The organism is Pseudomonas sp. GW821-FHT02B10 (genome assembly GCF_059421865.1).
In genome coordinates this window covers 18,066-33,544 of record NZ_JBWKVU010000020.1, presented here as the reverse complement: position 1 = coordinate 33,544, position 15,479 = coordinate 18,066, and the positions used below count along the sequence as shown (strand labels likewise).

Genomic DNA, 15,479 nt, shown 5'->3' with positions numbered 1-15,479 from the left:
CAGACGCAAAACCGGCCAACGCGCAATGCCTGAGAAACCGCGGTGCCTGGAGGACGACCACTTCGTGGCCGATCACAGCCTGCGGCAGCGGCTACAAAAACACCGCGTGCCCGGTAGCCGCTGGCGCAGCCTGCGATCGGCGGCGCAGCCGTCGCCAAGCCTGCGAACGCATTTTTACAGGCAGATCCGCAATGCGCGGGACGCCGGGTCGATGGCAGTGGCGGTCAAATGCCTGGCACACAGAGGCAAGCAGGCATCCGGCAAAGGGCGCACTACTATGTCCCACGCTGTCTGTGCGTTTTCAGGAGATCCAACGTGAGCGAACCAAGCCGTTTCTGGCATCCCATGCTGCACCCCAACGAAATGCAACAACGCGAGCCGATCCGCATTGTCCGTGGCGATGGCTGCTACGTGTACGACGACCAGGGCCACCAACTGGTGGATGGCGTCGCCGGGTTGTGGAACGTCAACGTCGGCCACAACCGCAAGGAAGTGAAGGCGGCGATCACCGCCCAGCTGGACGAACTGGAATACTTCCAGCTGTTCGACGGCGTCAGCCATCCGCGCGCCGAAGAGCTGTCGCGGGTGGTGATGAACCTGCTGGAGCCCGAGGGCATGCGCCGCGTGGCCTTCAGCTCCGGCGGCTCGGATGCCATCGAAACCGCGCTGAAACTGGCCCGCCAGTACTGGAAGCTCGAAGGCCAGGCCGACCGCACCAAGTTCATCTCGCTGCGCCAGGGCTACCACGGCACCCACTTCGGCGGTGCTTCGGTCAACGGCAACACGGTATTCCGGCGCAACTACGAGCCCCTGCTGCCTGGCTGTTTCCACGTCGATACCCCGTGGCTGTACCGCAACCCCTACAGCCAGGACCCGGAAGAACTTGGCAAGATCTGCGCCGACCTGCTCGAGCGGGAAATCCAGTTCCAGAGCCCCGACACCGTCGCGGCCTTTATCGCCGAGCCGATCCAGGGCGCTGGCGGCGTGATAGTGCCGCCGGCCAACTACTGGCCGCTGATCCGCGAGGTCTGCGACAAGTACGGCGTGCTGCTGATCGCCGACGAAGTGGTGACCGGTTTCGGTCGCAGCGGCTCGATGTTCGGCAGCCGCCTGTGGGGCGTGAAGCCCGACATCATGTGCCTGGCCAAGGGCATCACCTCCGGCTACATCCCGCTGGGCGCCACAGTGGTCAACGAACGGATCGAGTCGGCGTTCAGCAAAAACGCCAACTTCACCGGCGCGATCATGCACGGCTACACCTACTCCGGGCACCCGGTGGCCTGCGCGGCGGCCCTGGCCAGCCTCGACATCGTGGTCAAGGAAGACCTGCCGGCCAACGCCGCGAAGATGGGCGACTACATGCTGAACAAGCTGCTGCCGTTCGCCGAGCGCTTCGACAGCGTCGGTGAAGTGCGCGGCAAGGGCCTGATGATCGCCCTCGACCTGGTGGCTAACAAGAGCACCCGCGAGCCGATCGACCCCATGGGCGGCTATGCCAACCAGGTGGCGCAGATCGCCCGCGACAACGGGGTGATGGTGCGTCCGGTGGGGACCAAGATCATCCTGTCGCCGCCGCTGGTGATCCAGCCGCCGCAGATCGACGCCATAGTCGCCGCCCTGGAGCTGGGTTTCACCCAGGCCCGTTGAGCCTGACGCCGCAGCCTTGAAACCCGGACCGCGCTGGAGCCGATATCAGCGCGGTCTGCGTGATCGCAGGAATCCCCTGCGGGGCTTTTCGCAGCCTGCGGCAGCGGCTACAAGGAACGCGGTGTCCGTGTAGCCGCTGCCGAGCCCGCGAGGCTGCGTACGGCAACGCAGTTGCCGCAAACCCGGGTTCGCGATCTGTCTGAAATACCGTGGCATCAGAGGGTTACGGCCCTCTTTACCGGCCGTTCATGAAGAGGGAGTCGTCCCATGCATACGCCAACCGCCCTGCCGGATGCCCAACAGCTTGGCCAACGCTGCATCAGCGCCTTTACCCGGGTGGTGCCGGCGACCCTGTGCGCCTTCTACCGCATCGACGCGCAGCTGCAGGCCGAGCATTTCTCGCTGTACCACATGAGCCCGCAGATGCATGAGGCCTACCTGCAACGCTACCGGCATTACGACCCGCTGCGGCCGCGCAACTGCGTGGCGGCGGGCCGCCCGGTGCTGTCGCTGCACATGGGCATGGCTCAGCAGGGGCGGCACGAAACCGAGGTCTACCAGGGTTTCCTGCAACGCCATGGGGTGCTGGATGTGGTGGAAATCCTTGCACGCAATGCCGGTGGTAGCCCGATCGCCGGCCTGTCCCTGCTGCGCGATGCCAGCCTGGGCCCGTTCCGGCCAGACGAACTGAGCACCCTGCAGGCGCTGCAAGGCCTGTTGGAAATCGCCGCCCAGGCGCCCTATTCGCGCCACGACGAACGCCTGCAGGCCCTTACGCCCCGGGAGCGGCAGATCGCCTTACTGCTGCGCGACGGCGCTTGCAACAAGACCATCGCCCAGCAGTTGGCGCTGGGCCTGCCGACGGTCAAGACCCACCTGATCAACCTGTTCCGCAAGGTCGGGGTGAACAACCGCACCGAGCTGGTGAGCGCGCTGTTCCTGTAAGAAACCGCGCGCCTCAACCATTCGGTTGATGGCCAACAATGGCTTGCGCGATGAACATGAGGTTCTCCTTCATCGACAAGGTCCGCCCTCATGAACCTGCAACCCGAATGGATTACCGTTGGCGCCCTGGCCGAAGGCTTTGCCGCCGATAACCATATCCTGCCCAGCCTGGATGACCTCAACGGCCGCAGCCTGACCCTGCATTTCGCCAATGGCTGGCGCATCGAACACCTTTTCGGCTCACGCTCGCTGCATTGGCAGGACACTGAAAGCCAAGCCAGTGGCGAGACCACTTATCGAGCCACTTCAATACGTTCCGGCATTTACCTGGTGGACTTTCTCAAGTCAGAGAACCACCAGATCCACTCGGTAAGCCTGATCCTCGACCTGGGCCGGAACATCTTCACCGCGGTGATCGGGCAGATGCCGAGCCAGGCCGAGACCCGGGTCGATCTGTTCAGCCGAGCCCTGTCCGGCCGCGAGCTGACCAGCGTCCAGGCCCAGTTCATCCACGGCAGCATCGACACGCCACTGACCGCCAGCAGCCCGCAACACGCGCTGACCGAAGAGCTGGTCGGCCTGCGCAATCAGTACGTCTACAGCGCCACCGAGGCCTACGAGCACGTCTACCTGAACCGCAACTTCTACAGCTGGCAGTGCCTCAAGGGCGTCGAGCAGGGCCTGGCGGACACCGACCGCTGCCATTACTACAAGCTCGCCGAACAGTTGTACCTGTTCGTCTGGCGCGAAAAGATCGTGCCGACCCTGGGCCTGGTGCTGATCGACCTGCAAGCGGGCAGGACCGACGGCAAGATCTTCGGCTACCAGGGCAGCGACTTCGCCGCGCCCAGCAATTTCCCGGTGGGCGCCCTCGCCCATGTGCTGAACCGCACCGCGTATGTCTGATGCAAACCTGTAGCCGCTGCCGAGCGACAGCGAGGCTGCGTTCGATCCGGGCGGCACTGCGACGCAGCGGTCGCGATCCGGGCAGCTCGTTCCGCCTGGCACATCACAAGCGCAGGTTTCGCGGCAACTGCGTTGCCGATCGCAGCCTCGCGTTGCTCGGCAGCGGCTACCCAGACACTTGCTCCTGTAGCCGCTGGCGCAGCCTGCGATCGGCTGCGTAGCAGACGCTGCCTTTACGGCCCTTCGGGCCGATCGCAGCCTTCGGCAGCGGCTACAAAAACCTGTCAGCGACAACCCTTTATCCCAGGACTTCGACCATGACCCTCGGCCTCAACCTCGATCGCGTCGCCAGCTGTTACCAATCCGAGCTGCAACTGTTCGCCGAACGCCATCCGCGTTCCGCCGGCTTCTACCGGGAAAACCTCAAACACTGGCTGTACGGCGCGCCGTTGCACTGGATGCAGCAATGGCCGGGGCTATACCCGATCCTGGTGGCCGACGCCCAGGGCGCGACGCTGACCGACTGCGACGGCAACCGCTACGTCGACTTCGCCCTGGGCGACACCGGCGCCATGTTCGGCCATGGCCAGCCCGCCGTGGCCGAGGCCATCGCCCATCAGGCCCGGCACGGCTCGACCCTGATGCTGCCGACCGCCGACAGCCTGTGGGTCGGCCAGGAACTGGTACGGCGCTTCGGCCTGCCGTTCTGGCAAGTCACCACCTCCGCCACCGACGCCAACCGCTTTGTGCTGCGCCTGTGCCGGATGATCACCGGGCGGGAGAAAGTGCTGGTGTTCAACTGCAACTACCACGGCAGCGTCGACGAGTCCCAGGTCGAATTCGACGCCAGCGGCCAGATGATTCCCCGCGAAGGCGTGCACGCCAATGGCCTGCGCCACGACGCCACCACCCGGCTGGTGGAGTTCAACGACCTGCCGGCGCTGGAAGCGGCACTGGCCCACGGCGACGTGGCCGCGGTACTGACCGAGCCCTTCATGACCAACGTCGGCATGGTCCCGCCCGCCCCCGGCTTCCACGACGGCCTGCGCAAGCTGACCCGGCGTTTCGATGTGCCGCTGATCATCGACGAAACCCACACCATCTCCTGCGGCCCCGCCGGCTACAGCGGCGAACACGGCCTGCAACCGGACTTCTTCGTGCTCGGCAAGTGCATCGCCGGGGGCATCCCCACCGCGGTGTGGGGCGCCAGCCAGGCCATGGCCGAGCGCATCTGGCAGGTGCTGCCGCATTTCCAGCCCGGCCAGGCGATCAACCACTTCGGCTTCGGCGGCACCCTGGCCGGCAACGCCCTGCAGATGGCCGCCATGCGCGCCACCTTCAGCGAGGTCATGAGCGCGGCCAACTACGCGCACATGATCGCCCTGGCCGAACGCCTGCGGACCGGGGTCCAGGCGCTGATCGCCAAGCATCGCCTGCCCTGGCACGTGACGCGGATCGGCGCCCGGGTCGAATACCTGTTCATGGACCACGCGCCGCGCAACGGCGGCGAAGCCCACCATGCCCGTCATGGCCTGATCGAGGCCTACCTGCATCTCTACCTGCTCAACCGTGGGGTGTTGCTGACCCCGTTCCACAACATGGCGCTGATCTGCCCGGCGGCCACCACCGATGATGTCGACCTGCACAACCGCCTGCTGGACGAATGCCTGGGCACCGTCACTCAAGGAGAACATCCATGATCCTCGACCTCAGCGGCCGTATCGCCCTGGTCACCGGCTCCGGCCAGGGCATTGGCCGCGCCATCGCGCAAGTCTTCGCCGCCCAGGGCGCCAAGGTGCTGCTCGCCACTCGCAGCGAAGCCTCGGGCGCCGAAACCCTGCGCCTGATCCGTGAAGCCGGCGGCAGCGCCGAGCTGCTGGTCGTGGACCTGAGCACCCGGGCCGCGGCCAACCAGGCGGTGGCCGCCACGCTCAGGGCCTTTGGCGGGCTGGACCTGCTGATCCACAACGCCGCGGTGTTCCCGATGGAAAACCTGCGCGACCTGAGGGATGAAATCCTCGAGTCGACCCTGGCGGTGAACCTCAAGAGCTGTTTCTGGCTGACCCAGGCGGCGCTCCCGGCGTTGTGCCGGGCCGAGCATCCGCGCATCGTCATCACCTCCTCGGTGACCGGGCCACGCACGGCGATTCCCGGGCTGTCCCACTACGCCGCGTCCAAGGCCGGGGTCAACGGCTTCATCCGCGCGGCGGCCCTGGAACTGGCCGAACACCGAGTCACCGTCAACGGCGTCGAACCCGGGCTGATCGCCACCCAGGCCATGGCCAACCTCGGCGACTCCCCGGCCCTGGCCGCCGGCATCCCGCTCAAGCGCCTGGGCAGCCCGCAGGACATCGCCCACGCCATGCTGTTCCTGGCGTCCGAGCAGGCCGGCTATATCACCGGGCAGACCCTGATCGTCGATGGCGGCGCCCTGCTGCCGGAGAATACGCAGCTCATCTGACGGCAGACGCCTGCCCTCACCCACGGCGCCCGACCGGGCGCCGGCACGCCAACCCCGACAGCACCGTTCGCCCGGCCCCTTCGTCCAGCGAGATCAACGGCTCAATGGTGCTATGGGTAGAACGCTGCATCCCGTTTTTACCGATTGACTTGAAGTTAACTTTAACTTTTAGAGTCGGCTCCGACCCATTGGCGCGCCTCACCCCGGCGATCCTCGCCCGCCCGCCTGCTTTCGGAGAAGCCCATGACCTCAACCAAGCCCGACACCCTCAGCTACGCCGTCGCCGATACCGGGTATTGGCCCGCCGTGTTCAACGTGCTGTTTGCCGGCATTGCCGCGGCGCTGCATATCGGCAAGGCCACCATCGCCCTGCCGCAGCTGCAGCAGGAATTCGGCCGGCCCCTGGAGTCCCTGAGCTGGGTCATGTCGGCCTTCCCCTTGGTCGGGGTGTTCGGTGGCATCGCTGCCGGCATCCTCGTGCAGCGCTGGGGTGACCGCTACCTGTTGGCCCTCGGCCTGCTGATCATGTGCGCCGCCAGCGCGCTGGGCTCCAGCCTGCACGACTTCCATGGGCTGCTGGCCACGCGCTTTGTCGAAGGGCTGGGCTTCGTCATCGTGGTGGTCGCGGCGCCGGCGGTGCTCAATCGCCTGGTCCCGGCGCACAAACGCCACCTGGTGTTCGGCATCTGGAGCACCTTCATGGCGTTCGGTATCGGCACCTCGATGCTTATCGGGCCGCTGCTGGGCGGCTGGCAACAGAGCTGGATCGCCGGCGCGGCCTTGACCCTGCTGGCGGCGCTGCTGTTGCCGTTGACCACACCCAGGGACCCGCTGGCGCTGCGCCGCCAGGCGCAATCCGCTTTGCGCCACTCGCTGAGCAGCGTGCTGCGCGCCCGCCAACCGCTGCTGATGGCGCTGATTTTCACCGCCTACAACCTGCAGTTCTTCGCGGTGATGGCCTTCCTGCCGGTGTTCCTGATGCAGCGGGTCGGGCTGTCGATCGCCAGCGCCGGGGTGGTCAGCGCCGCGGTGGTGGCGGTCAATATCGTCGGCAACCTCAGCGCCGGCCTGCTGCTGTCACGGGGCGTCCGCCCACAAGCCCTGCTCGCCGGCACCAGTATCGTCATGGGGCTTTTCGGGATGGGGATCTTTCTTTCGGTCACGCCGACCGGCCTGGTAATCCCGTTGTGTTTCTTCTTTTGCGCAGTGGCCGGCATGCTGCCCGCCACCCTTCTCGCCAGCACCTCGCTGACCTCGCCGGAACCCGCGCTGATCCCGCTGTGCCTGGGCCTGGTGATGCAAGGCAACTATCTGGGCCAGGTGCTCGCGCCCATCGCCCTGAGCGCCGCCGTCGCCTATGCCGGCTGGTCCGCCCCGGCGGCGCTGGTGCTGGCCGCCGCAGTGCTAGGGGTGGTGCTGGCGATGCGCCTGAAGATAAAGCAATAAAAACGCCGCTCCCCGACGGCGGTCGCCAGATCGGGGAGCGGTGGCGTTGATATGTGTCATCCCACCTTCACTGGATAGAGGTGGTCAGTTGCGGCGCAGGCGATGCCAGCAACCCTTTGACGGCCGCCGAGAAACACTCCACCTGCAGCGGGTATTCCTGCCCCATCAACCGGCCTTTGCCATACCAGACGATACCGCCCTGACTCAGGACCAGACCGTTGCGGCCGAACTCGAACACGCTGCCGACGGAACTGCTGAAGACGAAGCGGCTATCGTCCATTTGCAGCAGCTTGTACTGCGTGTTCGCGGGTGGCAGTTGCTCCTTGATGCGCTGCAGGTAAGTCGGGGCCAGACGGGTAAACAACTGCCCGGCCTGTTCACGGTATTGCGGTATCGTCAGACCTGGACTGCGCTGCAACTCGACGGCGATCAAGGCGAATACATCGGCGTTGGCACGCGCCACGGCCAACTTGACCGACAGCGCCGACGCCAGCAAAGCGTTATCAATCTGCAACGACGATTTTTCTGGCTGGCCGTTGGCGGCGGGTTCGGTAACGGGGCGCATGAACTCGGCCACATTGACAGTCGACAGTACCGTCGTCGCCAGATACGCCGCACAGGCCGAAGCTTGCCCAGGCTGATCAGCATTGACCAACAACGAGTACGGACTGCCCTGTCGAGGCAAAGTCTGCGCGTCGATCCCCTGCTGCTTGAGAAAGGCGTTGACCTGTTCCTGTTTCACTTCGCCTCGCGCCAACGCGCAAAGCTGTTCCATCATGAGTGTTTTACGCGGCTCGTCGAACCTGGGCGACAGCTGGAAAATCGCGTCCTGTATTACGGGTAGCGCGGGAACGCGCAACCAGATTCGCGGGGTATCCGTCGGCTTGTCTGCCAGGAATCTGTCGTAACCGGCCAGCGCCACCAGCATGATCAGGAGAGCGACGGAAATGGATTTCATGTTCATGGTTTTTTGCCCGAAAAAGTTGGATTAAGACTGCACAAGACCCATCTGCGGATCACCACTGGTAACCGATCCCCACCGCCACCCCCACTTTGCGCTGGGTATCCGTACTGCCCTGCAACTTGGTCACCCACCGGCCATTGCCGGACATATGCGATACACCGAAAGCGAGCGACGACTGACCGCGGTAACTGCTTACCGCCGCCACTGTCATGCTGGAACCCGGAGAGTACGACTGCGGCAGACTGGCCATGGCCATCGCACCGGCAATCCCCGCACTGAGAATTTCGTCTTGCTGCTTGAGGTCGTTTTTCAGCTCCATATAGCGCTGGTCGGTGTAGGCATTGGCACTGGTGGTGATGTCCGCCACGCTTCGGGTCAACTGGTCGAGGTTCACCGCATCCGTACCGTGGGTACCCGCCGCGAGGTTGGTGATCTGCCGCTCATTGCCAGTGCTGCCGACCGACACGCTGCTGTCGCGATCCGCCACCGAGTTGGCACCCAGTGCCGTGGCATTCCTGGCCGAAGCCTTGGCCCCGTTACCCAGGGCAACCGAGTTTTCCCCGCTGGCCTGAGACCCTGTGCCGACCGCCGCGCTGTTTTTGCCCGAAGCCACCGCCCCCGCCCCCCCGGCGATCGAGTCGACACCTGTGGCTTTCGGTTTGGCCGCCGCGCTGCGGTTGTTCACCTGGAACATGCCGTCGGTCCCCTTCTTGATGTTGGAGACATCGTCTTCGACGGCGGTAATGCGGCCCTCCTGCTGACCTGCATTCGCCCCCAGATTGGCAATCGAGTCGTCCGTGTATTGCTTGGCTTCAGCCACCGCACCGTCGAGTTGGCGCACGTTGACCGCATCCTTGGCGTCCTTGCCGTCGGCAACGTTGCTGACCGTTCGGGTTTCACCGGTGCTGGCATTGCCCACCGACACCGTGCCCGCGGTCGCGTTATTCGCCCCCGAATACTTGCCGCTGTAGGTTTCTGCGCCGCGACCGTCATCGCTGGAACCGCTGCCCACCGCGACGCTGCCATCGGCGGACGCCGTAGCACTGGTGCCCATCGCCACCGAGCCATTGCCCGAGGCCTGGGCCTGGGCACCCAACGCCATGGCGTCAGTGCCGGTGGCGGCGGAGTCGGCTCGGGTCGAGTTGACGTGCAGATACTTGATGCCACCGCCCGCGCCGATCAGGGTTTCAAGCCCTCCGACTCGACCGCCGAGGTTAGTGATGTCCGTGGTGTTCTGATCCACCTGATCGCCGACCACTTTCAGTTGAGCCACGTTGACCGCATCGTTGTCCTGCGAGCCAGCCGCCAGCCCGGTGAGCTTGCGATTGCCCAGTGCCGTGCCGATGCCGATCTCACCGACTGAGGTCTGCGGTGCTGCCAGTCGATAGGCGCTGTAATCCGTCTCAGCGCCGACTGTGGTCAGCGAACTCGAACCCAGCGCCACGCTCATGGCATGACTGGCATTGGCCCCGGCGCCCAGCGCAACCGATTGCTCCGCCGCGGCCTGAGCCGCGCTGCCCAAGGCAATGCCGGACGCCAGCAACACCTGGGTATCGCGACCGATGGCGATGCCACCGGCGGCGGCCTGACCGACCTTGGCCTGATTGCCAAGACCAATGCCGTTGTCGCCATTGACCACGGTGCCCGGACCGACAGCGATCGACTCCGCGCCGCTGGCGAGCGAGTCCACCGGGTTCGTCGAATTGGCGTGGAAGTACAGGGTGCCGGTTGAGCTCAACGAGCCCATCGCACCGGTCAGTTGACGCAGGGTCACGGCATCGTGATCGTCGGTGGCGTCCGCCACGTTGGTGATTTGCCGGTAGCTGCCGGCCTTGCCCACCGAAACCGAGCCAAGCAAGGTGGCATCCGAAGTGTCGTAGATGATCGCCCCGCTGCCGGCTGCAATCGACCCTGTCGTCGGCGCCAGGACACGGTCGGCAACCGAACCTTCACCCAGTGCGATACCACCCGCCACCTGAGCCTGGCTCAGATGCCCCAGCGCGAGACCGCCATCAGCCGTCACGTTGGCGCCCGAGCCGACGGCGAACGAATGGGCGCCGGCGGCAATGGACTGTGGCCCGATGGCAACGCTGTCCAGACCTGTGGCTTGCGAGTCGGCCAATACCGAGTTGCTGTGGAAGTACTTGATGCCCGCACCGTTGTTGACGAGGTTGTCGACGGTTTGGTTGGTCGCGAACAGCTGGCTGCCATTCACGGCATCGGTGCTGCTGGCGTTCAAGGTTCCGGCCGCGACGTTGGTCAACTTTACTGCGGTGCCTGCCGGGTTGAAGGTCACCTGATTCTTCGTCGCGGCATCGTCGTATTTCACCGCCACGGCTGCCGTGTTGGTCACGCTGGTGTTGAGGTTGCTCAGTGCCGCGCCGACGTTGTTGCTGACCAGCGGACCGGTGTTGGCACCGGTTGCGCTGATGCTATTGGTGGAAAAACTGGGCGCTGTCCATACGCCGGTGGTTGCATCAAGTGCTGCACCGCCGCCCAGAGCGGTCGCCGTGTCCTGCCCTGCTTTATTCAGTTGGCTGACATTGACGGCATCGGTCGCGCTGGAACCGGCGGCCAGGCCAGTAATACGACGACCATCAGCGCCATTGGCGATGTTCACTTCACCACCTGTCGCCGCGCCACCGACGCCGTAAGCCGCATTGGCCAATGTCGCGCCCGTGGCGGACGAGTTGGAGCCCAGCGCCACAGCATTGGCAACGGTCGCGCTCGCGAGTGGGCCGATGGCTACGCTGTCCAGACCTGTGGCTTGCGAGTCGGCCAGTACCGAATTGCTGTGGAAATACTTGATGCCGGCACCGTTGTTGACGAGGTTGTCGACGGTCTGGTTGGTCGCGAACAGCTGCGAGCCATTCACCGCGTCGGTGCTGGTAGCGTCCAAAGTTCCGGCCGCGACATTGGTCAACTTCACCGCTGTGCCCGCCGGGTTGAAGGTCACCTGGGTTTTAGTCGCGGCATCGTCGTATTTCACCGCCACGGCTGCCGTGTTGGTCAGGCTGGTGTTGAGGTTGGTCAGCGCTGCGCCGACGTTGTCGCTGACCAAAGGCCCAGTGTTGCTACCGGTCACGCCGATACTGTTGGTCGAATAACTCGGCGCCGTCCATGCCCCAGTGTTCGCATCAAGTGCTGCGCCACCGCCCAGAGCGGTCGCCGTATCCTGCCCTGCTTTATTCAGTTGGCTGACGTTGACGGCATCGGTCGCGCTGGAGCCGGCGGTAAGGCCAGTAATACGCCGGCCATCAGCGCCGTTGGCGATGTTGACTTCACCACCCGTCGCCGCCCCACCGACACCATAAGCCGCATTGGCCAGTGTCGCGCCCGTTGCAGACGAGCCGGATCCCAGAGCAACGCTGTTGTCGAAGCTAGCCGTAGCGCCGTTGCCCAGCGCAACACTGTTGGCACCACTGGAAACAGCGGCCGGCCCCATCGCCACGCTGTCCTGGCCGCTCGCGGTGCTGTCGGCGAGAACCGAATTGCTGTGGAAATACTTGATGCCAGCGCCATTGTTGACGAGGTTGTCGACGGTCTGGTTGGTCGCGAACAGTTGCGAGCCGTTAACTGCATCGGTGCTAGTGCTGTTCAACGCACCGGCTGCGACATTGGTCAACTTCACCGCCGTGCCCGCCGGGTTGAGGGTCACCTGGTTTTTGGTGGAAGCATCGTCGTACTTCACCGCCACATCCGCCGTGTTGGTCACGCTGGTGTTGAGATTGCTCAGCGCTGCACCGACGTCGCTGCTGACCAATGGGCCGGTGTTGGCACCGGTTGCGCTGATGCTGTTGGTCGAATAACTCGGTGCCGTCCATGCCCCGGTTGTCGCGTTGACCGCCGCACCGCCACCCAATGCCGCTGCTGTGTCCTGGCTGCTCGCAAACAACTGGCTGCCATTCACCGCGTCAGTGCTGGTGGCGCTCAAGGCACCCACCGCGACATTGGTCAACTTCACCGCCGTGCCCGCCGGGTTGAAGGTCACCTGGGTTTTGGTGGAAGCATCGTCGTACTTCACCGCCACAGCAGCGGTGTTGGTCACGCTGGTGTTGAGGTCGCTCAGTGCCGCGCCAACGTTGTTGCTGACCAATGGACCGGTGTTGGCACCGGTTGCGCTGATGCTGTTGGTGGAATAGCTGGGGGCTGTCCATGCTCCGGTGGTTGCATCAAGTGCTGCGCCGCCGCCCAGGGCGATCGCGGTATCTTGGCCTGCTTTGTTCAGTTGGTTGACATTGACTGCGTCTGTCGCCGAACTGCCGGCCGCCAAACCGGTGATGCGCCGGCCATCAGCGCCGTTGGCGATGTTCACTTCACCACCTGTCGCCGCCCCGCCGACACCATAAGCCGCGTTGGCCAATGTCGCGCCCGTGGCGGACGAGTTGGAGCCGAGCGCCACACCATTGGCAATGGTCGCGCTCGCGAGTGGGCCGATGGCCACGCTGTCCTGGCCCGTCGCGGTGCTGTCGGCGAGAACCGAATTGCTGTGGAAATACTTGATGCCGGCACCGTTGTTGACGATGTTGTCGACGGTCTGGTTGGTCGCGAACAATTGCGAGCCATTCACCGCGTCGGTGCTGGTAGCGTTCAAGGTTCCGGCCGCGACATTGGTCAACGTCACCGAGGTGCCCGACGGGTTGAAGGTCACCTGCGATTTGGTCGTGGCATCGTCGTATTTCACCGCCACGGCTGCGGTGTTGGTCACGCTGGTATTGAGGTTGTTCAGTGCTGCGCCGACGTTGCTGCTGACCAACGGACCGGTGTTGCTACCGGTCGCGTCGATGCTGTTGGTGGAATAGCTTGGTGCCGTCCATACGCCGGTGGCTGGATCGAGTTGTGCGCCGCCGCCCAGACCTATTGCTGCGCTTTGACCGATCAGGTTGAGCTGACTGACGTTGACCGCATCGGTTGCGCTGGAGCCCGCAGCGAGGCCAGTGATGCGCCGGCCATCGGCGCCGTTGGCGATGTTCACTTCGCCACCCGCCGTCGCCGCCCCGCCGACACCGTAAGCTGCATTGGCCAGCGTCGTGCCAGTGGCGGAAGCGCCGCTGCCCAGGGCCACAGAGTCAGCCGATCCTGCCGTAGCGCCATTGCCCAGGGCTACAGCGTTAGTAGCCGTGGAGCTGGCGACAGGTCCCACTGCGACGCTGTCGGTACCTGTGGCGGTGCTGTCGGCCAGGGTCGAGTTGCTGTGGAAGTATTTGATACCTGCGCCGTTGTTGATGTTATTAACGGTGGTGTTGGTGGCAAACAGCTGCGACCCGTTCACCGCATCAGTACTGGAGGCATTCAATGTCGCCGGTGCCAGGTTGGTGATCGTCACCGGAACACCTGCTCCGGCGCCGCCAGTCGCACCCAAAGTGATCCTGGTGCCGCCGGTGGCATCGTATTTGACTGCGATATTGGCCGTGTTATTCACATTGGTGTTGAGCGCTGTCAAGGCAGATGCAACATTCGCCTGCGCCGTAGGCCCGGTCACTGCACCGGTAGCGCTGATACTGTTGATCGGCTGGCTGAAGCCGCTGATATTGCCGGTCGCCGGACTATAGGTCGCGCCACCGCCCAACGTGCTGGCGGTTGTTGTGCCCACATTGTTGACGCCGGTGACGACCGAATTCAGCTGAGAGCCGTTGATTGCGTCGGTGCTGGTGGCAGAAATCACGCCTGCCGCAACGTTCTGGATCTGGCGCTCAGTACCTGCCGCACCCACCGACACCACACCATTGGTCGAAGCTGCTGCTTCCACGCCAGCTGCAATACCACCAAATTGCGCAGTAGTACCGGTATGCGGTGCAGCTGTAGTTGACTTCGAACCTAACGCCACATCGTTGGTATTGTTAGCCATTGCGGTATCGCCCAGCGCCACGGCGCCTGCTGCAGCCGCATTGCTAGTATTTCCCAGTGCTACCGAACCTTGGCCAGTGGCCGTATTGGTGTTACCCAGCGCGACAGCCCCTTGGCCGTTCGCAGTGTTGTCGGCACCCATAGCGACAGCCCCTGTGCCCGTGGCGGCGTTCGGATCTCCGATAGCCACTGCACCGTTCCCCGTCGCAGTGTTTCCGGCACCGATCGACACGGCTTTGCCACCCTGGGCCAGCGCGCTATCACCGATTGCCACGGACGAAGCCGAACTGGTGGTTGCCCCCTTACCTATAGCCACGCTGTTGGTGGCGGTGCCGGTTACGGATGCTAGAAGCCCAATTGCAACACTGGAAGTAGCAGTCGCCGACACCGTTGATTGACCACCCAGAGCGATAGAATCGTTGGCCCCAGCCTGGGCCCCACGGGTGGTGTTACTACCAATGGCAACGGCACCCGCGCCGGACGCTGTGGTGGACTGTACTACTGTAAGCGAAGTAGTGCCGGTCCCGGCGGAACCACCGATGGCCACGCTATTAGTCTTATTCGCAACGCTACCGTAACCCAAAGCGATACTTGCAGTACCCGACGCATTGGACTCCAACCCTATCGCAGTGGCCCATTTGACGGCGTTGGCAGAGTATCCGACTACTGTTCCACCGAGCCCGGTCACGGTAGAAAAGCTGCCAAAAATAGTGGCTCCATCGAAGGATCCAGCGGATGAATTGCAACCGGCAACGTTTATATAAGAGCCAGAGCCGGCAGTCGGATCTACAATTGCCCCCGAGACGGCAGTCCGACCCACGGTACCAGTAGCGGTGCCGGTGCAGGAACTAGCAGAACTGTTAGCAAAATACAGCCATGCGTACCCTGGCTCAGACCATCCAACAGTCAGACTCAAAGCCACCGCGAGCACACTCAACGCTCGCGATTTCCCCTTCAGTACAAAAAGTAGGTTAACCCCCCGCTTACGCTGCCCCGCCGACCCACTCTTTGTCTTCTTGCTGGCAAGTTCCGAAGCAACTACCCAGCAACCGATCGAAGCGTTCCAAACCACAGAGTAAATTTTGTTCATTTGTAAATTTGGCGAGAGCCAACCTCCGAAATACGCGTCATCCATGGCGTGATGACTTTCGCCTTCAATTCGATTGCGGATCCAGGACCTTGCCGGCAAGCATCGAATCCCGTCAGTAATCGACAAGACTCGAACTTCGCTTCACGTAGCGAACAAGCAGCACAATGGAATCA

Annotated in this window: 8 protein-coding genes and 1 pseudogene; 6 read left to right on the top strand and 3 right to left on the bottom strand. The window is 63.8% G+C overall.

Translation table 11 applies throughout. From position 1 onward, the window contains the following. Positions 1 to 315: 315 nt before the first annotated feature. From AC07VU_RS29290 to AC07VU_RS29265, 6 genes are all read left to right on the top strand, one after another. Complete coding sequence (locus AC07VU_RS29290; protein WP_495030942.1) at positions 316 to 1,647, top strand: aspartate aminotransferase family protein; 1,332 nt, start codon at positions 316 to 318, stop codon at positions 1,645 to 1,647. A gap of 267 nt (positions 1,648 to 1,914) precedes the next feature. Then, positions 1,915 to 2,592 (top strand): helix-turn-helix transcriptional regulator, encoded by a 678-nt coding sequence (locus tag AC07VU_RS29285; RefSeq protein WP_102681019.1) that lies wholly within the window; start codon positions 1,915 to 1,917, stop codon positions 2,590 to 2,592. A 90-nt stretch (positions 2,593 to 2,682) separates the two neighbouring features. Beyond that, complete coding sequence (locus tag AC07VU_RS29280; RefSeq protein ID WP_087090773.1) at positions 2,683 to 3,498, top strand: molybdenum cofactor biosynthesis F family protein; 816 nt, start codon at positions 2,683 to 2,685, stop codon at positions 3,496 to 3,498. A gap of 317 nt (positions 3,499 to 3,815) precedes the next feature. After that, positions 3,816 to 5,198: an aspartate aminotransferase family protein gene (locus tag AC07VU_RS29275; RefSeq protein ID WP_495030941.1), complete on the top strand. Its 1,383-nt coding sequence runs from the start codon at positions 3,816 to 3,818 to the stop codon at positions 5,196 to 5,198. Next, a complete protein-coding gene (locus AC07VU_RS29270; protein ID WP_495030940.1) occupies positions 5,195 to 5,959 on the top strand; it encodes an SDR family oxidoreductase in 765 nt (254 codons plus the stop codon). The genes AC07VU_RS29275 and AC07VU_RS29270 overlap by 4 nt, the downstream gene beginning before the upstream one ends. 243 nt (positions 5,960 to 6,202) lie before the next feature. Continuing rightward, positions 6,203 to 7,405 (top strand): MFS transporter, encoded by a 1,203-nt coding sequence (locus AC07VU_RS29265; protein WP_495030939.1) that lies wholly within the window; start codon positions 6,203 to 6,205, stop codon positions 7,403 to 7,405. 67 nt (positions 7,406 to 7,472) lie between these two features. On the opposite strand, the gene AC07VU_RS29260 is transcribed toward AC07VU_RS29265, so the two are convergent. The 3 genes and pseudogenes from AC07VU_RS29260 to AC07VU_RS29250 all read right to left on the bottom strand — a co-directional run. After that, a complete protein-coding gene (locus AC07VU_RS29260; protein ID WP_495030938.1) occupies positions 7,473 to 8,369 on the bottom strand; it encodes a hypothetical protein in 897 nt (298 codons plus the stop codon). A 52-nt stretch (positions 8,370 to 8,421) separates the two neighbouring features. Next, positions 8,422 to 14,406, bottom strand: a complete 5,985-nt coding sequence (locus AC07VU_RS29255; protein WP_495030970.1) for a YadA-like family protein — start codon at positions 14,404 to 14,406, stop codon at positions 8,422 to 8,424. Between the two features lie 75 nt (positions 14,407 to 14,481). Continuing rightward, positions 14,482 to 15,306 (bottom strand): annotated as a pseudogene (locus tag AC07VU_RS29250) (ESPR-type extended signal peptide-containing protein); the annotation flags it as partial. Between the last annotated feature and the right edge of the window lie 173 nt (positions 15,307 to 15,479).